General features: G+C 38.4%; 17 protein-coding genes. 7 read left to right on the forward strand and 10 right to left on the reverse strand.

Going from position 1 to position 20,896, the window contains the following annotated elements:
• Window positions 1-88: 88 nt before the first annotated feature.
• Complete coding sequence (locus ASF92_RS00835; RefSeq protein WP_056086438.1) at window positions 89-1,594, forward strand: family 16 glycosylhydrolase; 1,506 nt, start codon at window positions 89-91, stop codon at window positions 1,592-1,594.
• A 132-nt stretch (window positions 1,595-1,726) separates the two neighbouring features.
• The gene (locus ASF92_RS00840) at window positions 1,727-4,105 is read left to right on the forward strand and encodes a phosphocholine-specific phospholipase C (protein WP_056086443.1); all 2,379 of its coding nucleotides are present in this window, start codon (window positions 1,727-1,729) and stop codon (window positions 4,103-4,105) included.
• Between the two features lie 164 nt (window positions 4,106-4,269).
• Here ASF92_RS00840 and ASF92_RS00845 read toward each other — a convergent pair whose 3' ends face one another.
• The 5 genes from ASF92_RS00845 to ASF92_RS00860 form a co-directional block, all read right to left on the reverse strand.
• Window positions 4,270-4,860, reverse strand: coding sequence for a DUF2911 domain-containing protein (locus tag ASF92_RS00845; RefSeq protein WP_231729713.1), 591 nt, complete (start codon window positions 4,858-4,860; stop codon window positions 4,270-4,272).
• A gap of 84 nt (window positions 4,861-4,944) precedes the next feature.
• Window positions 4,945-5,130, reverse strand: coding sequence for a hypothetical protein (locus ASF92_RS00850; RefSeq protein WP_056086446.1), 186 nt, complete (start codon window positions 5,128-5,130; stop codon window positions 4,945-4,947).
• Between the two features lie 60 nt (window positions 5,131-5,190).
• The gene (locus tag ASF92_RS21315) at window positions 5,191-5,526 is read right to left on the reverse strand and encodes a hypothetical protein (RefSeq protein WP_231729714.1); all 336 of its coding nucleotides are present in this window, start codon (window positions 5,524-5,526) and stop codon (window positions 5,191-5,193) included.
• Between the two features lie 23 nt (window positions 5,527-5,549).
• Complete coding sequence (locus ASF92_RS21320; RefSeq protein WP_231729715.1) at window positions 5,550-5,837, reverse strand: polysaccharide deacetylase family protein; 288 nt, start codon at window positions 5,835-5,837, stop codon at window positions 5,550-5,552.
• Window positions 5,838-5,878: 41 nt separating this feature from the next.
• Window positions 5,879-7,723, reverse strand: coding sequence for a glycoside hydrolase family 9 protein (locus ASF92_RS00860; RefSeq protein ID WP_056086449.1), 1,845 nt, complete (start codon window positions 7,721-7,723; stop codon window positions 5,879-5,881).
• Between the two features lie 111 nt (window positions 7,724-7,834).
• Here ASF92_RS00860 and ASF92_RS00865 point away from each other — a divergent pair, with 111 nt between their 5' ends.
• From ASF92_RS00865 to ASF92_RS00885, 5 genes are all read left to right on the forward strand, one after another.
• Window positions 7,835-8,461, forward strand: a complete 627-nt coding sequence (locus ASF92_RS00865; protein WP_056086453.1) for a TetR/AcrR family transcriptional regulator — start codon at window positions 7,835-7,837, stop codon at window positions 8,459-8,461.
• Window positions 8,458-9,777, forward strand: coding sequence for a TolC family protein (locus ASF92_RS00870; protein ID WP_056086456.1), 1,320 nt, complete (start codon window positions 8,458-8,460; stop codon window positions 9,775-9,777). Before ASF92_RS00865 ends, ASF92_RS00870 begins: the two co-directional genes overlap by 4 nt.
• An 8-nt stretch (window positions 9,778-9,785) precedes the next feature.
• Window positions 9,786-10,823 carry an HlyD family secretion protein gene (locus ASF92_RS00875; protein WP_056086460.1) on the forward strand — a complete coding sequence of 346 codons (1,038 nt, stop codon included), beginning with the start codon at window positions 9,786-9,788 and terminating at the stop codon, window positions 10,821-10,823.
• A gap of 8 nt (window positions 10,824-10,831) precedes the next feature.
• Window positions 10,832-12,379, forward strand: a complete 1,548-nt coding sequence (locus tag ASF92_RS00880; protein ID WP_056086463.1) for a DHA2 family efflux MFS transporter permease subunit — start codon at window positions 10,832-10,834, stop codon at window positions 12,377-12,379.
• 378 nt (window positions 12,380-12,757) lie between these two features.
• Window positions 12,758-15,343 carry a phosphoenolpyruvate carboxylase gene (locus ASF92_RS00885; protein ID WP_056086465.1) on the forward strand — a complete coding sequence of 862 codons (2,586 nt, stop codon included), beginning with the start codon at window positions 12,758-12,760 and terminating at the stop codon, window positions 15,341-15,343.
• Between the two features lie 112 nt (window positions 15,344-15,455).
• Here the strand turns inward: ASF92_RS00885 and ASF92_RS00890 are convergent, their stop codons facing one another.
• From ASF92_RS00890 to ASF92_RS00910, 5 genes are all read right to left on the reverse strand, one after another.
• On the reverse strand, window positions 15,456-15,704 hold the full coding sequence (locus tag ASF92_RS00890; RefSeq protein WP_056086467.1) for a hypothetical protein: 249 nt from the start codon (window positions 15,702-15,704) through the stop codon (window positions 15,456-15,458).
• Window positions 15,704-16,012 (reverse strand): co-chaperone YbbN, encoded by a 309-nt coding sequence (locus tag ASF92_RS00895; RefSeq protein WP_056086471.1) that lies wholly within the window; start codon window positions 16,010-16,012, stop codon window positions 15,704-15,706. Before ASF92_RS00895 ends, ASF92_RS00890 begins: the two co-directional genes overlap by 1 nt.
• Before the next feature lie 14 nt (window positions 16,013-16,026).
• On the reverse strand, window positions 16,027-16,659 hold the full coding sequence (locus tag ASF92_RS00900) for a peroxiredoxin (RefSeq protein ID WP_056086474.1): 633 nt from the start codon (window positions 16,657-16,659) through the stop codon (window positions 16,027-16,029).
• Between the two features lie 326 nt (window positions 16,660-16,985).
• Entirely contained in the window at window positions 16,986-19,376 is a 2,391-nt protein-coding gene (locus ASF92_RS00905; RefSeq protein ID WP_056086476.1) for a prolyl oligopeptidase family serine peptidase, read from the reverse strand.
• Between the two features lie 179 nt (window positions 19,377-19,555).
• Window positions 19,556-20,743, reverse strand: coding sequence for a hypothetical protein (locus tag ASF92_RS00910; RefSeq protein ID WP_056086479.1), 1,188 nt, complete (start codon window positions 20,741-20,743; stop codon window positions 19,556-19,558).
• Window positions 20,744-20,896: the final 153 nt, after the last annotated feature.

The following is a 20,896-nucleotide window of genomic DNA, read 5'->3' on the forward strand; positions in this document are numbered from 1 at the left end:
TGTTATATTTAATACAAAGGTTACACAGATTTTAAACGAGTATTCATGGAAAAATCTACTTTTGGTTTTTTGTATAAACACCCCAAATATGAAACGAGCATTTATATTGACCTGTAGTATGGTATTCATTTTTACCTCTTCTTTTTCGCAGAAATTCAAATGGAATAAAAACCAGGTAATTGCCCATCGCGGCGCATGGAAAAAGAATAACTATCCTCAAAATTCCATCGCATCATTAAATGAGGCGGTGAAGTTGGGCTGTTATGGATCTGAATTCGATGTATGGATGACTGCTGATGATGTTTTGGTAATTAATCACGACCCCGAATTTCAGGGTTTAACGATTGAGAAAGTGAAATACGAGGAACTTTTAACCAAAACCATGAGCAATGGAGAGAAAATCCCTACACTCGAGGCTTATTTAAAAGAAGGGAAAAAGCAAAAAACGACGAAACTTATTTTGGAAATCAAACCTTCGTTAATAAGCAAAGAACGGGGAATCGATGTAACCAACAAGTGTATCGAAATGGTTAAGAAGGTTGGTGTTTTAGACTGGACGGAATACATTAGCTTTGATTATGATTATTGCAAACGCATTTTAAAAGTTTTACCAAAAGCGAAGGTCGCTTATTTAAAAGGCGACATTAGTGCGGAGCAAATGAAAACTGATAAATTAACTGGTGTGGATTATCACTATAGTGTTTATCAAAAAGATGGCTGGATTGAAAACGCACATAAATTAGGGTTAACTGTTAATGCCTGGACTGTAAATACAGTTCCTGAAATTCAGTGGTTATTGGCGCACAAAGTTGACTACATCACAACTAACGAGCCTGAATTGACTTTTGAGGAAATTAAGAAAACACCTGTTGCTTTGGGTTGGCAGTTAAAATGGTATGATGAATTTGATGATGCCGGTTTGCCACAAAGCAAAAACTGGAGTTACAATGTAGGAGGACAGGGTTGGGGAAACAAGGAATTACAATATTATACTGATGCTGATTCCGCAAATGCAAATGTGAAAAAAGGAAACCTAAACCTTACTGTTATCAAAGCAGAGAAAGAAAACAATCATTACACATCTGCCCGGTTAGTAAGTAAAAATAAGTTCGATTTCAAATACGGCAGGGTGGAAGTTCGGGCGATGTTGCCAAAAGGCAGGGGTTTATGGCCTGCGATTTGGGCACTTCCTACGATACAAAAGTATGGAAGCTGGCCAAAAAGTGGTGAAATAGACATCATGGAACACGTTGGTTATGAACCAGACAGTGTTTATGGAACCGTTCACACAGAAAAGTTTAACCATAAAATTAATACGCAGGTTGGCAAAGGCATAAAAATCAATCCTTACAATACTTACCACATTTATGCTATAGAATGGTATGAAGACCGCATGGATTTCTTCGTTGATGATCATAAATATCTGAGTTTTAAAAATACAGGAAAAGGCGCTCCTGAATGGCCTTTCGACCAAAACTTCCATCTGATTTTAAACGTTGCCGTTGGCGGTGGCTGGGGTGGAAAAATGGGGGTAGACGAATCCATATTTCCTGCAACAATGAAGGTAGATTATGTAAGGGTTTACCAAAAATAGGTATCGATGTAAGCGGTGAAATAGATGCTCAATTGTTTTATTGCGACTAAGCGGTTAATCTTTATCTGATAACTGTTGAATGCTATTTGCCACTGTTCCTAATTCTAACTATTTAATCTATATGTATGATTCATGGACTCACGTAGAGAATTTTTAAGAAAGGCGGCATTGTTCACTAGCGCTACAGGTATGGCGAATGCCTTGCCCAGTTCGGTTTTAAAGGCCTTGTCTATAAAAGCCGAGCCTGGCAGCACTTTTCAGGACGCAGAGCATATTGTTTTTCTAATGCAGGAAAACCGGTCGTTTGATCATATGTTTGGTAAAATGAAGGGTGTTCGGGGATTTAATGATCCACATCCCCACATTCAACCCGATGGCAATAAAGTTTGGCTGCAAAAAGATGGCCAGGGCTATACCTATGTGCCATTTCATGTAGACATTAACAAAACCAGAATTACCTGGCAGGGTGGGCTACCCCATTCCTGGAACGATCAGGTTGCAGCCAGGAATGGCGGCAGGTATGATAAATGGTTTCCGGTGAAATCGGCTATGACATTATCCTATTATGATAGAAATGACGTACCATTTTATTATGCTTTAGCTGACGCATTTACAATTTGCGATCAGCATTTTTGTTCCTCCTTAACCGGGACAACCCCAAATAGGTTATTCTTTTTTACGGGAACAGTACGCGGAGAGAAAAGCCTTAATAAAGTCGCCGTTGTTAATAATGACCAGGCTGAATCGCAGAATAATGTTTTTGTAGATTGGCCAACCTTCCAGGAAATTTTAGAGGATAACGGGATCGATTGGCGGATCTATCAGAATGAACTTTGGACATCAAAACTTCCGGAGGGCGAAATAGATGATTGGTTAGGGAATTATGGCGATAATCCTGTTGAGTATGTAAAGCGGCACAATGTAAAATTGTCTGCTTATTTCAGAAAAAATGGAGATAATACTGTAAAACCCGCTTTAACCGCTGCTGAAGTTCAGGCAAAATATGATAAACTTTCGCAACGGGAAAAAAATCTGATAGACAAGGCGTTCCAAACAAATATTAGCGAAAAGGATTACCTGGAATTAGCGCCTTTTACATTTACCAATGATGAAGGAAAATCCGAGACCATAAACATTCCTAAGGGCGATATTTTTCATCAGTTTAGAAAAGACGTTGATAGCGGAAAATTGCCTACTGTTTCATGGCTTGTAGCGCCGCAACGATTTTCTGATCATACCAGTTCGCCGCTTTATGGTACCTGGTATGTTAGCGAGGCTTTGGATATTTTGACCAAAAATCCTGAAGTTTGGAAGAAAACAATTTTTGTTTTAACGTATGATGAAAACGATGGTTATTTCGACCATCAACCACCATTTGTGGTGCCAAATCCTGAAGATGCATCGAGCGGAAAAGTATCTGCCGGAATTAATTATGCGACAGATTTCGAGGTTAGAAAGGGTAGTCCGATAGGTTTAGGGTACCGTGTCCCAATGGTTATTGCTTCTCCATGGAGCAAAGGGGGATTTGTAAATTCTCAAGTTTTCGATCATACCTCTTCATTAATGTTTATGGAGAAATGGTTGAGCAAAAAGACAGGAAAAAGCATTAGGAGCGATAACATCAGCGACTGGAGGCGAAACATTTGCGGGGATTTAACCTCGGCATTTCGCCCCTATAGTGGTGAGGAAATAAAATCTCCAGAGGCATTAAAACGAGACACTGTCGTAATGGATATTGGTAACGCAAAGAACAAACCCGCTCAGGTTGGTCCAACTGCTTTGAACAAAAATGATGTTGCTAAGATTAATAATTTTGAATCTTTCTCCGCTAAGACTTCAGCGCATGCACCCAAACAAGAACAGGGAACAAAGCCTGCTTGTGCTTTGCCTTATCAAATAAATGTTGATGCAAACCTGCTGCTTAATGAGGTAGAACTTGTTTTTAACGCTGCGAAGACACCGTTTGGTAATGAAACTGAAACAGTCGGCGTACCTTTTAACATGAATACCATCGCCAGTTTTAAAGGCGTTAAAGGAAAAGTCTGGGCCTATGCGGTAAAAGCCGGGGATACGATAACAGATAGAATCAATATTGACGATTTTGATAATGAAGTATACGATTTCAGAATTACCGGGCCGAATGGTTTTTACAGGCATTTCACAGGCAGTAAGAAGAATCCGCAAATTAGCATCAAAGCTAAAGCAGAACAAGGTGGCCTGGTAACTCAAAAACTAACCGGCAATCTGGTTTTCACAATTGAAAATAAAGGAACAGCACCTTTTAGTATTCAAATCATAGATAACAAATACAACGCGGCAACGAAGAATGTTAGTTTGAAACCAAAATCTACAATTAATGTGCATTTAAACTTATTGAAAAGTGCACATTGGTATGATTTCAGTATCATCCAAACGGGTAATAAGATTTTTAAACATCGTTATGCAGGAAAAATCGAAACCGGTGAAATTACAGTTACCGATCCTTACATGGGAGGGAGCCTCTCCCTGTGAAAGGCAGAAGTTTAGCAGTTTTGTAGCCGCCCTCTCCAAAAGAGAGGGTTCTAATGCGCAGTGAGTGAAACCTATAGGTTCAAACCATAACCTTTGTTTCCCTCTCTTCGGGAGAGGGAATGTCACAATTTGCCTAAGCATAAAACGTTCATAAGATGAGGCCTTTAAAAAGCAATTGGCAATTCGACTTGTGTTTTATCCCAGGCAGCGATTAGTGTTGCACCCGTTGTTAATGGCGCAAAGGTGATTGAAAAATATTCAACTGGTTTAGACAGCGATTTAACCGGAACATTTACACGAACGATGTCTTTCGTTTTGTTATAAGTAAAAGCACCCCATCTATCGGTTTGCGAATTCACAATTATCGTCCAGGTATCTTTATTTGGGATTGCAAACAAACTATATGTACCTGGTTTAATCTTCTTTCCGCTGATGGTTACTTTCTTAAAGAATTGAATTTCTGTACTCTCGTTGGCGCCGAAACGCCAAACATTTCCAAATTGCTCTAGTACACCAAAAATCGTTCTTCCCTTTTTCTGCGGACGAGAATACAACACTTTTATAATCGACCTGGTTGCATCATCAGCTTTAACCTTTGCTGCATTTAAAGGAAAATATACAATATCTGCCGGACTTGGGTCCGCAGGCGCAAATTTTACATCACCACCGGTTGCCTCTTGTGCTTTGGCACCAAGGCAAAGGAGAAAGAAAACAACAATGAAGATATTTTTCATTTTTACGTACTTTGTTTTCATTAGAAATTGGGTATATAATTCCGACACGATTGTCAAACATTTTGCGCTCGTTCAAAATCTAAATGTTGTGTTAAGACACAAAGACTAATATTTCCTGCCTTTTACAATAGCGTTTAAAAATAAGCCTGCGGTTAACAAACCTAAAACACCGCCTAATAAAGCGAAAATGTAGCTCTGTGTAATTACGGCTCCTGTTAACATACCGAAAAATAGACCTAAAGCATAATAAAGCCAGTTGAAGTTATTGTTGCTGTTTTCTTGTACACTCATTTTTTTTGATTATTTGAGACAAAGTTAATATTTATTTTAATTTTGTTTTGTGATAAATGGTTAATGATTTAATAAATTATCGATTTTAGTTAATTCATAGCCATTCTGCTTCAAATAGTTGATTAATTTAGGAAGTAGTTTATAGAATTTATCGGTTCGGCGGGGGTCGGTTCCAATGTGGAGTAATAGAATGAATCCGTTCAATCGATTCGGTTTAGATTTATTGTAATTAGTAATAGATTTAAAAATTTCATCCGATGTTTTATAGCTCTTACCCAATTGAGGATAAGTATAGTCTGCATTCGATCGGGTTCCTGAAGTAAAATTTATCAAATCTAAACCAAACTCTTGTGTCCAGTCCGCAATCGTTTTGTTGTACCATTCGTAAGGCGGCAAGAAGAAAGGAGCATCGGTTTTAGTTATTCCAAAGCGGGATAATTCTTATAATTCGATTTCAAATCTTGTTCAAAGTCACTTTTTGTAATTAATAGACTGTCTCGCTTATTCCAATCACAGTATAGCAAATGTTTGTCAGAATGTGGGCCGAGGTAATGGCCTTCTTTTTTTAAGCTATTAATCAACGATTTAAATCGCGGATTGCGATAGAAGTTTCCTGTAAAAAAGAATGAGGCTTTTATGTCATTATTGCTCAATGTTTCTCTGATAACTTCTCCACCATCTGCAAATTCATTACCTGTAAAAACCAATGCAATTCTCTTTTTGGTTGAATCGCCACGAACTGTTGCTCCTAAAATTTTGGTTTCACCTCCGGCGCCGGAGGTAAAGACTTTTTTGGCGATGATGCGGCCTCCTTCGCTGCGAGCAAATATATTAATGAAGCCGTTCCGTCCATCGTTGGTTCGTTAGTGCTATAATCGCCATAGTCATCATGATAAACGGCCAAAGCACTTTGGAAATCGGCGTATTCGTCGGTATTTGCTAATGTAATCCCAATAAGACCTTGATAGATATTGGTATAAACCGGACCATCCACCAGGCCGCCATCGATTGGATAATTTTTTAAATGCATAAAAGCGGAGTGAGGGTCTGTGGGTGTATCCTCCCAATCCGGCAAACCATAAACCATACTGGTTCCCCAAGGGTTGCAACCGAAAAGCCAGTCAAAATTTGCCTGTTCCAACTCATTAAAGGTTTCATCGCCACTTAAATTGGCGTACCAACTACATTGAATGGCAAATGATACCGTTAAATTATTGCTACACCAAATAAAAGGAATGCCCCGGTAAAATGCATTTTCTTTAGCCCTATTCCAAACCAGTTCGATTCCTTGTTTGTAGTAACCAGTAATTTTCGCCTTGTCATTACCGATTAATTGTTTTGATAATTCGTTATGGCCAATATTTATAAACGGATAATATTGGTAGTGAGCGGCGGTGTCCTTTTGCATCCAGGGCGTAATTTTTTCACTTTCAGCATAAGCAAGTGCATTTGATAAAGCTTTTCGGCGCACTTTCTTTTTTCCGTAATTCAATACTGCCGAAGCCAGTTCCATATCATCAACCCAGTTTTCTTCTGCATAAATATATGGTGATCTTACCGAAGCCGTTTGCGTTACGCCGGGCTTTTTTAGAGCAAAATGATAGGCACTTTTGGCTTTTTCAGCCAATAATGCAGAATAATTATCATCCTGATGTTTAAAAATCTCCGATCCTAAACTAAATGCACCACTAAATTTTGCTGCGGTTGAACTTGTGCCAGTGGTTGTGTTTAAAAACTTTCCCCTTTGCTGCGGCATTCCTGTAATAAAATATAGCGGTCGCTCAAAACCTTTTCCATACTGACTGTCTTCTTTGGGAATACGCATGGTGATGTGGTCACGATCATCAGCAAGTTGATTAAACATTATATTCTTCTTAGGGTGCATTTTCAGCAGCCAATCTAACCCCCACTTCGCTTCATCTAATATATCGGCCTTACCGTTTTTACCATCTAAACCATTTGCTTGTTTTTTATCTCGAAAAACTGAAGGAAAATCCCGGTAGGCCATTAACAAATGATAGGTTGCGTTTGCCGATGTTGTTGAATACTGCAGATAATCGCTCGCGTCGTGCCACCCGCCCGATGCATTGAAGTACGTGCTGTCTTTTATTCCAGCTTCTGAACCATAAAGAACATAACCATCGCGTGTATGGCAGCTATCCTTTAAAAATGGATTAAAACCACTTCTTTGCTGGCGCATATAACGGAGACAAAAATCGGCAGCCCCTTTGTAAACCGTATCATTAATTAAAAACAATGGTGATAAAACCCCGTTTGCCTTTATATAAAATCTTCCTTTAAGTTTAAAACCGGAAAAATTTAATCGGGCTGTTTTATTAAATGGTCCATAAGCGCCAAAAGATTCTACATCTGAAGATTTATAAACCAATCGGTCTGTACCTTTTTCGATAATTTCAAAATAAGAGGGGATTTCATCTGTTTTAGTTCCCCAAACTGCGACTTTAATTGAGGCAGGCGTGTACCCGAGCAAGTTAATTCTTATCCAGCTTTGCTGAATTTCTTTATCGGTTTTTTTGAAAGAATAGGTCAACACCAGAATTGATGAAATCACGAACGTACTGATTTTTCTCATTTTGAAAGGAAGATTTTAAACCTAAATTACTGTTTTATCAAGGAAATGTAAAAGATAGCGGAAAACATTTGGAAGTTAATCAATCGTTTGATTAATTTTGCGGCATAAGAAATGAAAACAGAAAAGCTAGATAAAAAACAAGCCATACTTGAGGCTGCTGAAAAGTTGTTTTGCGAAACAGGTTACGAAGGCACGTCAACCCGCCAGATTGCAAAGGAGTCTGGTGCAAACATGGCAATGATTAATTATTATTTCGGGTCGAAAGAAGGGGTTTTTATTGAGATTATGAATAATCGGATTGCAGGATTCGCATCTCAACTGAAAATTATTAACGAAGATAAAATTTCATCCCTTGAAAAACTGCACAAAGTGATTCAGGGATATGCAAACAGAATATTTTCGAACATCGCATTTCATAAAATGATGCATAGAGAACTTTCGCTCACCCAAAGGCCAGAAATGTATGATAAAATTAAGAATGCAATGAATCAAAACATGTTGCTTCTTGATCGGATAATCATAGATGGAATTGAGGATGGTAGCTTTAACAACGTAGATGTAAGAATGGTTATTTCAACCATCATGGGCACATTAACAAATGTTGTTATCGCACCGCATAAAATTGCTCAGGGAACAACTATCGACTTAAACAACCCCAAAGAAAACAAACTTATTAAAGAACGAGCCATCGCCCATTTACAAAACCTTGTAACAGTTTATTTAACAACAAAAAGATGATACCCAAATCGATTAGATTAATGCTTGTGGCATCATTAATTCCGGCGGTCATGCTTGCACAAAGCACAAAGGAATTAAATATCAACCAGGCAATTGAACTTGGCATAGCCAATAGTAAAAACTTAAAACTCTCCCAAAATAAGATAGATCAGGCCGTTGCTCAGCTTGAAGTGGTTAAAGACAACGCGCTGCCTACGGCTAGCGCAAGTTTCATTTACAACCATGCTGAAATTCCCACAACCACTTTTACGCTGCCTGGCGGAGGCTCTTCCTTACAATTACCTAAAAGAGCTGATGCTTTTGTTGGCACAGCAGCAGTTCAGGAATTGGTTTACGGCGGTGGCAAATTGAAGTATGCAAAAGAATCGACCAAATTGCTGGCCGATGTAGCACGTTTAGATGCTGATAAAAGTAAAGAGGAAATCACTTATGCAGTTATCAGTACTTATTATAACTTATATAAAGTTGAACAAAGCAGGAAAGTTGTTGATCAGAATTTAGAGTCTATCGCGGGTCAAATTAAACAGGCTCAACGTTTCTTCGAACAAGGGATTGTTACTAAGAATGATGTATTGCGATTCCAATTGCAGCAAGCAAATGTTACGCTTACCCAAATGGATATAGAAAGCAACCGTAAAGTAATTAACTATAACCTTGATATCCTTTTAGGTTTACCTGAAGATACTGAAGTTAAAATAATTGACCCGAATGCAGATTTAAAAGCCGCGGGTTCCTTAGGTGATTATATTTCGCAGGCAATGGTTAACCGCCAGGAACTGAAACAACTTGATGTGCAAAACAAAGTTGCCGATTATAACATCAAATCCATTAAAGCAAATACTTTACCGACCGTAGGTGTTGGCGCGAATTTATACTACATTAATCCAAGTGGTAATTTTATTCCGCCTGCAAACCAATATTTAATGCCAGTAACATTAGGTGCAACGGTGAGCTGGAATATCGCAAGTCTTTGGACAAACCGAAACAAAGTGAGCGAGGCTAAAGTCCAGCAAAGCGAAATCACAATTCAGAAAGACATTTTATCTGATAATGTTAAAACTGATATCAATAAAAACTTTCAAAATTATCAGGTGGCGATGAACAAGATTCAGGTTTTGGAAACGTCCATTGCTCAGGCTACGGAAAACGATAAATTATTAGCATCGAAATACAAGAATAACGTTGCATCTGTTACCGATAGAATCGATGCAGAAACACTATTATATCAGGCAAAAATAAACTTAGAAATCGCTAAAGCCGATGCGGGTTTAGCTTACTATACATTACTAAAATCAACAGGAAAAATAACGCAATAAATACAGCAATGACAACTGAGAAGAAAAAAAAGAATATAGTAGTGCCCATCATTTTAGGTGTTTTACTAGTAATAGGTATCGTTTTTGGTATCACAGAGTGGAATTATTACAGCAAGCACGTTGATACGGATGATGCGCAAATTGATGGAGATATCAGCCCTGTTGTTGCTCGTGTTGGTGGTTATGTTAAGGATATCAATTTTGAAGAAAATACACATGTAACTGAAGGCCAGATTTTAGTTAAGCTTGATGACAATGACTATAAAGTTAAGTTAGAACAGGCTCAATCAGGGCAAAGAGGTGCCAGTGCTGGTGTTGGTGTCGCTCGATCGCAAATTGTAGCCACCGAAGCAAATACAAGTACGGCAAGGGCAAACGTTGCAGCAGCAAGAGTTAAATTAAACCTGGCCAATAAAGATTATGCGCGTTATGCAAACCTTATAAAAGACGGGTCAATTACGCAGCAAGCTTTCGACCAGGCAAAAGCAACACAAGAATCGGCACAAGCAGCCTATCAGGCGGCGGTTGACCAATACAACGCTGCGGTTAAACAGGTTGGTACCACTCAATCGCAATTAGCTGTGAGCAGCAATGTAATCAGTCAGCGTCAAAGCGATATTGATTTCGCAAAACTTCAATTATCATATACTGATATTAAGGCGCCTGCATCGGGTATAGTTTCTAAAAAGAATGTTCAAAAAGGACAATTGGTTCAGGCCGGTCAATCTTTATTTTCTGTTGTTAACGATGGAAGCATTTATGTAACGGCAAACTTTAAAGAAACTCAGTTAGAGAAAATTAAAACAGGCTCTAAAGTAGAGATCGAAGTAGACGCTTATCCGGAAGAAAAAATTCAGGGAGAGGTGTATAACTTCTCACCGATTACCGGTGCTAAAGGCTCATTGTTGCCGCCTGATAATGCCACAGGTAACTTCGTTAAGGTTGTTCAACGTGTTCCTGTAAAAATTAAAATTCATCCATCAAAAGAATTGTTAGCTAAGTTACGCCCAGGAATGAGTGTTAAGGCTTCGGTTTCTACTAATTAATATTTAAAATGGCCGAAGTAGGTTTAAAAAAGTGGATCATCACGTTTACGGTTATCACGGCTTCTTTATTGGAACTGATCGATACAACCATTGTAAATGTGGCAATCCCTCAAATACAGGGAAACCTGGGTGCTACCCTCGAGGATATCGCCTGGTTATCTACGGGTTATGCTGTTGCAAACGTAATCATCCTGCCAATGTCGGGATGGTTAGGCAGTCGTTTCGGGCGTAAAAATTATTTCTTAACCTCAATTATCGTTTTTACACTCGTTTCATTTTTATGCGGCAACGCAACATCTTTAAACGAACTGATTCTTTTCAGGATATTACAAGGTGTAGCCGGTGGCGGATTGATTTCTACGGCGCAGGCTATTTTAATCGAAACCTGGCCAAGGGAAGATGTGGGTATTGCGACCGCTTTATTTGGTTTGGGTGCAGTTGTTGGTCCTACTGTTGGACCAACAATTGGTGGTTACATTTTGGAAATCGCAGATTGGCCCTGGATTTTTTACGTAAATATTCCCGTCGGGATACTCGCTGCCTATTGTACCTACACTTTTATTCGGGAAACACCGAAAGATGGAAAAGGAAAGCCAGTTGATTGGTGGGGTATTGCATTATTGGCAATCGCAGTTGGTAGTTTACAAACGGTATTGGAAAAAGGAGAAAGTGAAGACTGGTTTTCTACACCATATATTACTGCGTTAGCTGTGGCGTCCGTTTTTGGTTTATTATTGTTCATCTGGCGTGAAACGAGTACTGAATATCCGATTGTAAATCTTCGGATTATGAAGAAAAGAAGTTTTTCCATCGGTATGTTTACCTCCTTTGTTTTAGGTTTCGGACTTTATGGTTCTGTATTCGTATTCCCTGTTTTTGCACAGAATTTATTAGGATTTACACCCTTACAAACTGGAAAACTTTTTATCGCCGGTGGTATCTGTACAATTGCAATGATGCCCTTCATTGGTATTATGCTTAAAAAGGGCGTTCCGGCTCAATTTATGGCTACAGGGGGGATGTTTTTGTTTTTTGTATTCTGTTGGATGTTGAGTAATTCTACTTTAGCCTCAGGAACAGGAGATTTCTTCTGGCCTCTTGTTATCCGAGGATTTGGTATGGCATTACTATTTGTACCATTAACAACTTTAGCGATGCAAGATTTATCAGGACCTGAGATTGGGCAGGGTTCGGGCTTGAATAATATGAGCAGGCAATTAGGGGGCTCTTTCGGGATTGCGGCACTAACAACACTAATCCATCTTCGTTCAGGTTTTCACAGAAGCAGTTTGCTCGCTAACATCAATGAATATAACCCCGCCTTTGTACAGAAATTAAATGCATTAACTTCAGGCTTCATGGCTAAAGGTTCTTCTTTTCTTGATGCAAAACTTATGGCGATGAAAGCTATAGAAGGAAGTGTAATCAAACAAACCATGTTGCTAACTTATAACGACGCTTATTGGGTTGCCGGATTGATTATGTTGTTCTCTATACCCTTGTTGTATCTTCAAAAATTTAAGAAGAATGCAAACATTGTAACTGATGCGCATTAAGAGCCTTTCCTGTTAAAGTTTATGGTTGGACCTAAATTGCACCTTTACCTCCATCTACAGAAGGATGATTTGAAGGGTAGTTGTTTTTAACCTGTATTGGACAATTTATGGGAGCTAAGCCACATTACAACTCGGATTTGAGTGAGGCTAAATAAAAACAGCCGGTGTATTTTATTACATCGGCTGTTTTAACCCAAAAAATTAACAATCAATGCAATGCCCTTAAACATTGCTAATGTTCTTACCTGACCATCAGATAGCCAAATAAGATTTTAAAATTAAAATTTATTCTGCAATTATCCAAATTGTAAGGCTTGGAATTTTAATACCTAACGCATTTTTTGTAGTATTACCGTATACAAAAATATTGCTTAAGCCATGCCTAAACTTAGTTTGACAACACAGCGGGAATCTATTTTCAACAATGAGGTAATTGCCAAATTCGACCTTTTTAACAGCTTATTTTTAACACTCCCATTTTACAAAATTAAAGATACAGGTACATTATTGCCTCTATTTTTTAAAAGCTGTGAAGATGGGATTGCAAACGGGCAAAAACCAGCGCAGATTGTCGAAGCATTTTTTGCAAAGTATACAAGCTATAAGGAGCGCAAGGATATTATTGATTTGCTTTTTCGTTTTATCCAGTATATAGAGCGTCAGGTTGTGCTTTTTGATGCAGTTGAAGATGCTTCATTTGCAAAGTTAAATACCACAGATGAGCAAAGTACGTTGGCATTTATCCTGAAAAAGAATGCTGATAATAAACCGGTGTTAGCGAAAATTGAGAAACTTATTGATGAACTTTCTTTGCGGCTGGTGCTAACCGCGCATCCCACCCAATTTTATCCTGGTAGTGTTTTGGCCATCATCACTGATTTAACCAGCGCGATAAGGGCTAATGACATCACTTCGATGAATTCTCTATTGCAACAGTTGGGTAAAACGCCTTTTTTCAATAAAAAATCGCCTACACCTGTAGATGAGGCTTTAAATTTAGCTTGGTTTTTAGAAAACACGTTCTATTTCGCAGCGGCAAATATACAGCAGGAAATCGACCAGGAACTGGACGAATACAATCTGGAAACAAAGAAAATTTTAGAACTGGGCTTTTGGCCCGGAGGTGATAGGGACGGAAACCCGAATATTCATGCGGATACGACTTTGGAAGTTTCAAAGATGTTGCGTCAAATTCTTTTCCGTTGCTATTACCGGGATTTTCGGGTGATAAAGCGCCGCATTACCTTCAGGGGCGTTGAAGAGCACCTTGCCTATCTACACGATGTCTTATATAAAAATGCGTTCGATCAGACCTGTGAATTGAACGATATCTCTGATGAACTGAGGGCTAATCTTAATAAAATCAAAGAAATCTTATTGAAAGAACATGATGGTTTGTTTGTTGGCCTGGTAAATGATTTGATTCGTAAGATCGACTTATATGGAAACTATTTTGCTTCACTGGATATCCGGCAGGACAGCCGGGTGCTGAGAAATGTACATGCCTATTGTCGTCAGAACAAACCAATTTCTTCGCTATATCCTGAAGGTTATGACAGATTACCAGAAGCGGAAAAGTTGAAATTGATTTCATTTAAGGAAGCAACACCTGTGTATGCAACAAATGCAGATGCCCTGGTTGAAGATACCATTCAGACCATCAAAGAAATTAAAGGCATTCAAAAGCGCAATGGTGAAAAGGCTTGTCATAGGTTCATCATTAGCAATTGCCAGCAAGCAAGCGATATCCTTCAACTTATTGAACTCTTTCTCTGGAACGGCTGGAGTAAGGATAATTTAACCATTGATTTTGTGCCACTTTTCGAAACTGTTAATGATTTGAAAGGTGCTGCGGCAATTATGGATACGCTGTACAGTAATCCGTTTTATAAGGCCCATCTGGCAACACGAGGAAATAAACAAGACATTATGCTTGGCTATTCTGACAGTACTAAAGATGGTGGATATTTAATGGCCAACTGGTCTATCTTCAATGGTAAAACAACACTATCTGAGATCTCTAAAAAACACAATATTCAATTGGCCTTTTTCGATGGCCGCGGTGGCCCTCCAGCTCGGGGTGGAGGTAAAACACACCGTTTTTATGCTTCAATGGGTAAAGAAATCGCTAATAAAAACATTCAATTAACCATTCAGGGACAAACCATTAGCTCGCAATATGGTTCGATAGAAAGTGCCGAATTTAACATTGAGCAGTTAATTAATGCAGGCATTTCATCCGGGTTAAAGGAAAAACACAATGTGTTATTAGACCCTCAAAATAAATCATTGCTTGACGACATGGCTGAAGATGCCTACAGAGCTTTTGTCGATTTGCGTGAGCATCCTCTTTTTGTGAGCTACCTTGAAAAGCTTTCCCCTTTAAAATTACTTTCCCAGGCCAATATAAGCAGCCGTCCGGTAAAACGAAATGGCGGCGGTGAAATGAAGCTAGAGGATTTAAGGGCAATTAGTTTCGTGACAGCCTGGAGTATGTTAAAGCAGAATGTCCCTGGTTTTTATGGCATGGGAACTGCAATGAAGAATCAGGAAAAATTGGGTAACTGGGATAACGTAGTTAAAGTGTATCAGGATTCTGATTACCTGAAAACCATTGTTGATAATTGTATGATGAGTATGAGCAAGTCAGATTTTGTAATTACAGCCCATTTAGCTAACGACAAAGAGTTTGGTGCTTTCTGGACTCAGCTCCATGATGAATACCAATTGACAAAATCCATGCTTTTAAAACTATCCGGACAAGAAACATTAATGGCTAATTATCCGGTAGACAAAAAGTCCATTGCAACACGCGAAAAAATTATTTTACCGCTGGTTTTAATCCAACATTTTGCTTTAGAAAAACTACAGCACAACCAGAACGCGCAAGACCAGACGGCATTAGAAAAATTAGCTGTGAGAACGGTTTTTGGTATTGTAAATGCAGGCAGGAATTTGGCCTAAATAATCTTAAACAAACCACATTCCTACTTAGTTCGCGCGACCCCCAAAAAACAAAAAACCCTTGCGGAAACGCAAAGGGTTTTTTGTTTTTTAACGAGCCTGATTAAAGAAATTACCTGTCAATCGAACCCATTACTTTCTGACCGAAAGCGTTAAGCGCATCTTTCTCAGCGGCACCTTCGCTTACCATCTGGTGTACTTCAAGCGCACCACAGATGTTGGTTATCATTTCACCAGCAACATCAACTTCGTGTTCATTAACGCCCCTGAACTCACAGAAAGCCTCAAGAACCTCCAGAGTTGTCTCTAATTGAGCGGGGGTGGTGTTTTGAAATAACTGTCTTATAACCGGAATCTTCATTATTTTATCTTGTTAAATAATTCAATTAAACCCTCTGCTTTATTGGTTTGAACCTGGTCTACCAAATTGCCACCTTCAAAAGCTGCAAAAGTTGGTAAATTATCAACGTTTGCAAATTTGCGTGAATTCGGAAGTTTTTCGGCATCAACAATTAAGAAAGCCACATCTTCATTTTCAGTAGCCAGTTTTTTAAACTTTGGTTTCATGATTCTGCAGTTACCGCACCAGGATGCAGCGTACTGAACCATAACTTTTGAATTCTCAGCTAAATACTGTTGAAGATTATCTTCTGTTAATTCTAAAAACATAACGTTTCGTTTAATTAGTTAGCAGCTAAATATTCAGCAACGCCCGTTCTGTTTGCGTTCATTGCTTCTTTTCCCTCTTCCCAGTTTGCAGGGCAAACTTCGCCATGTTTTTGAACATGAGTATAAGCATCAATCAAACGTAAATATTCTTTAACGTTTCTGCCTAATGGCATATCGTTAACACTTTCGTGGAAAACTTTACCTGTTTCGTCGATTAAATAAGTCGCTCTGAAAGTAACGTTCGATCCAGAGAAAGACTCATTGCCTTCTTCATCGTAATTTACTTCCTGATCTAGAATATCTAAAATTCCAGATAATTGTCTGTGTGTATCCGCTAAAATCGGGTAAGTAACACCTTCAATTCCACCATTGTCTTTAGGTGTATTTAACCATGCGAAGTGAACTTCGTTAGTGTCGCAAGATGCACCAATTACAATTGTATTTCTTTGTTCAAACTCAGGTAAAGCCGCTTGGAAAGCATGTAACTCGGTAGGGCAAACGAAAGTGAAATCTTTTGGATACCAGAATAATAACACTTTGCTATTTTTGTTTACAGCCTCTTCAAATACATTTATTTTCAAATCATCACCCATGTCTGACATTGCGTCGATACTAACACTTGGAAATTTTTTACCTACTATTGCCATAATTTTTTGTGTTTTAATTTTATACTGCAAAGGTAAGGCTAATACAGGTGTCAATCAACCCTGTTTCACTAATTGTTAATTGTATTTATTGATAGGGATATAGATGAAAACTATATTTGTAAGCTATAATATAGCGGCATTCTATTTCTATTGTTGTCATGCTTAGCTACGAAACATCTGTTTACAGGCCGCAAATGCTTGATATAAAAAGTTCGTCATTGCTAGGCACGAAGCAATCTTAAGGCCTTCGCTGGTAGCGATCGTTGTAAGATTGCTTTCTCGGCTGAAAAAGCCTCTTCGCAATGACGACCTAACAATAGAAAGGGCTACTTTTTCAAAGTATTTTCATACAATTTGAATATCCTTTTATATTCATCCGTCCAGCTGCTTGGCTCAATGAAACCGTGGTCTTCAACCGGATATACGGCTAATTCCCAATTATCTTTTCCAAGTTCAATAAAGCGTTGCGTAATTCGAACGATGTCCTGGAAGTGAACATTAACATCAACCATTCCATGAGCCATAAGTAAATTTCCTTTTAACTTATCCGCAAAGTAAATAGGCGAGCTTTGTTTATAAGCGATAGGGTCGTTAAACGGTTCGTTTAAAATATTAGAAGTATAACCATGGTTGTAATGTGCCCAATCTGTAACTGAGCGCAATGCAGCGCCGCTGGCAAAAACATCCGACTCATTAAACATGGCCATTAAAGTGATAAAACCACCATAGGAGCCGCCATACAAACCAACATGTTTAGGGTTAACGCCGTACTTCTCAACCAAAAATTTAACTCCATCAACCTGGTCAGTTAAATCTTTTCCACCCATGTGTCGGTAAATTCCTGTTCTATGGTCGCGGCCATAGCCGGAGCTTCCGGTGTAATCAATATCAATTACTGTGTAGCCATTGTCAGCTAACAAATTGTTAAACATAAACTCACGGAAATAGGTACTCCAGCCGAAATGTACGTTTTGTAAGTAGCCTGCACCATGAACAAAAACCACCGCAGGCCTGTTTGGATGCGGGTTATCGGATTTATAAACCCTTGCGTATACATCATCACCGTGACGATTTTTGAATGAAACCATATCCGGCTCACGCCATTTATAAGAATTGAATTCTTTCGTCGTAGATTCGGTCACTTTTATAGCTTTTGCACCAGCTCTATTGGGTTGAATGTATAATTCCCCTGGTTTATTCATGTAAGAATAATTAATAGCAAGATACTTTTCATCGGGCGAAAGTGTAATATCGTTTAAGCCTTTCATCGTGGTAATTTGCACAGGCTTCCCACCATCCACACCAATTTTAAAGAAATTCGTAATGCCTGGATGTTCTTTATTTGCTTTAAAATAAAAGGTGCTTTTATCGTTCGAAAGTTGAACAGATTGGATTTCCCATTTGCCCGAAGTCAGTTGCTTTTTATCGCTTGTTGAAACGTTTGCAACATATAAATGCGAATATCCAGTTGCCTCACTTTGATAGTAAAAGCGATTGTTATCAATCCAACCGGTACTTCCCTGGAAAAACCCGCTAATGCCGGGACCACCAATCCAGGCCTCATCATGCTGGCGGTCAATCAAGTTGAGTTTGCCTGTTGCAGCGTCTAACTTTAATATCCACCGGTCTTTATTATCGGCAGAGGTTGCGACTATGATTCCGGCATTACCATTCTCATTCCACAGCGGACCAAAGAAATTTACCAATCTATCGGCATTTTTCTTTTTTAATGTATCAAGTTCCTTAGGGTAATCTTTATAAAAATCAGGAATATCCTTTATGCCTGTAATGGTAGATGTTTGTATGGCATAAACAGAATCTTTTTGAGTATAATAAATGAAACCTTGAGATACATTCTCGCTTTCACCAACTTTGGTTCTGCCTGGAATATCCTCGGTATAACCCGACGCAGTTACATAATTTGGGACAATGGTGTTATGGTTGTTCGTTGCGGGCGCAGTTAGTTTGTAAGTTACAAAACGCCCGTCAGGACTAATCACTACGCCATTTAAAAACCGCTCGTCAGTATAAAGCGGTTTTAAAGATTTGGTATCAGCAGATGGTGTGCCAAAACGTCCTCTTCCGCCGCGGGCGCCACTACCGCGAGTTTCTGCATTTCTTTTTTTAATGATATCAAATAACTCTATTTGCTGTGTTTTTAGCCAACTATCTTGTTCAGTAGCTGGTTTTCCTGCTGTTCTTCCTGTTGCTTTTCCTTTAACAAAGTTTGTTATCTGCTTGGTTTCGGCGGTTTTTAAATCTAACTGAAAAAGGTTATCGCCCAGTTGATAAACGATGGCTCCGTTGGTTAAAAAAACAGGGTTGCTTTCCCTTTCCATGGTATTGGTTAACCTGGTTTCTTTCTTCGTTTTAAAATTTTGAAGATAGATATCGCCGCTCTTCTCTACGATGCCCAACGATTTATCTTTGTTATAAATATAGTTTAAACTCAATAATTTTTCATCCTCCTTATCAACAGCTTTTACAGGTTTCAGTGGTGATGAAGCTGAAATTTTATACAGTTCTTCTTTCGGTTTGTTTTCAGGATTCCAATTGAAGTATAATGTTTTGCTGTCTGCAGTCCAGCGGAAGTTTGTCGGCGAGTTTCCCATCCATTTTGGGTCCCGCATTATTTTTTCGATGGTCAATGGTGCAATTTGTTGGGAAAAAGTGTATTCGCCCGTGCAAAGCAAGAAGAACAGTAAATATTTTTTCATGAATTTTGGTTTGGATGCTGCAATTTATAAAATGTAGGAACTAAACTTGCAAGGAAATGGAAATGTTACAACGCTTAGGTTTACCAACCACAGATGCCACATAATAAGTTGCCCCAGAAACACAGATTTATATAAAATTTGGTTTAAATTATCTGTGTCTTATATGCTTCTTTGGCAAATTATCTTATAACTCGCCCGGTTTTATCCACATTCACATCATCAAAAGGCTTTAAATAGTCGTTGATTATTACTGAAAATTCTCTTCGGGTTAAAACCTTTTTCAAATCGTATTTCGACGAAAATTTATAGTTCTTCGTCCATTTTTTTTCGATTTCAGATTTCGTTGCGTCAATGGCTTTGTTACCCACGTAACAAACCATAGAGATCGTGCTTTCTAAACTGATTGGACTATTTTGGTGGTCGTCAAACCAGATTTGTGCTTTGTAGTAATAATCTTTTATTGGCTGTTTAATTTCATCGGAAGTAACTCCCTTTTCAGGATTGAAATAAATTTTTCCGCTTCTGATATCCGCTTTCAAAATTCCAGTGATTCCGATTTTTTGCATCGCGAGCCAATTTGAATCTGCTATTTTGACATCCTCAAAAGGCATAAGCGGTAGCTTATAACTCAACAATTCGCCTTGTATTCTTTTTAAGTTTGATAAACTGGTTTTGGTTTTGAAGAATGCGGTATATGCTGCGGTTGCGCCCGCTGCTTGTCCAATTTCTAAATTATCAGCTTTGACGTACAAAATGTTCTCCTGGTTTGGGATAAGCAAATTGTAAAGCGAAAGGTAGTTCGATGTTCCGTTTATACCTGCAATTGTAGTGCGATATAGGTTGTCTGTATAATGTATAGTTTTTTTTTCGGCTGGTTTTAAATTTCCATTTTTTAATACGGGTACAACTTTTTCAATGTTACCAGTTACAATTAAAACCTTTGCTTTAATGCTTTTTTCTTTGGTCAATTTTGCTTCCCAGCCACTTCCGGAACGTTTAATTTCGTAATAATTTGTATTGTTAATTACATTAAGAAGTTTAGAACTGTCAGACCAGTTTTTAATAACCGCATTTACAATTTGGTTGGTCATTTCAGGCAAGGGAACACTATCAGTAAGTTTTAAAGATTTTCTTGCTTTCCTTTCGAATGTTTTTATAATGCCGCTTTGAGGTAGAATTTTAAAATCACTCAATTTAAAACCATCACCTTGTGTTAAAATGATGGCATTTACACCCGATTCGGATGCTTGTACGCCGGCCGCAAAAGCAGCATTTGCGTTACCTAAAATGAGCACATCTGTTTTAATGGTTTGAGCATGAATAATCAGCGGAATCAGGAAAGCTAAAACGAAAAGCAATTTTTTCATTGGTGAAATTTAAGATTAATGCAATATGCTTTAAAGGAATGAATCTTTAATGAAATGGGTTGATTTTAATTAAATTTAAATATAAGTTATGACTAATAAACTTAAGATTCTAACTGAAGAAAAAATCACTTATTAAACATATATTTTATTATA

Source organism: Pedobacter sp. Leaf176, from assembly GCF_001424305.1.
Lineage (GTDB): Bacteria > Bacteroidota > Bacteroidia > Sphingobacteriales > Sphingobacteriaceae > Pedobacter.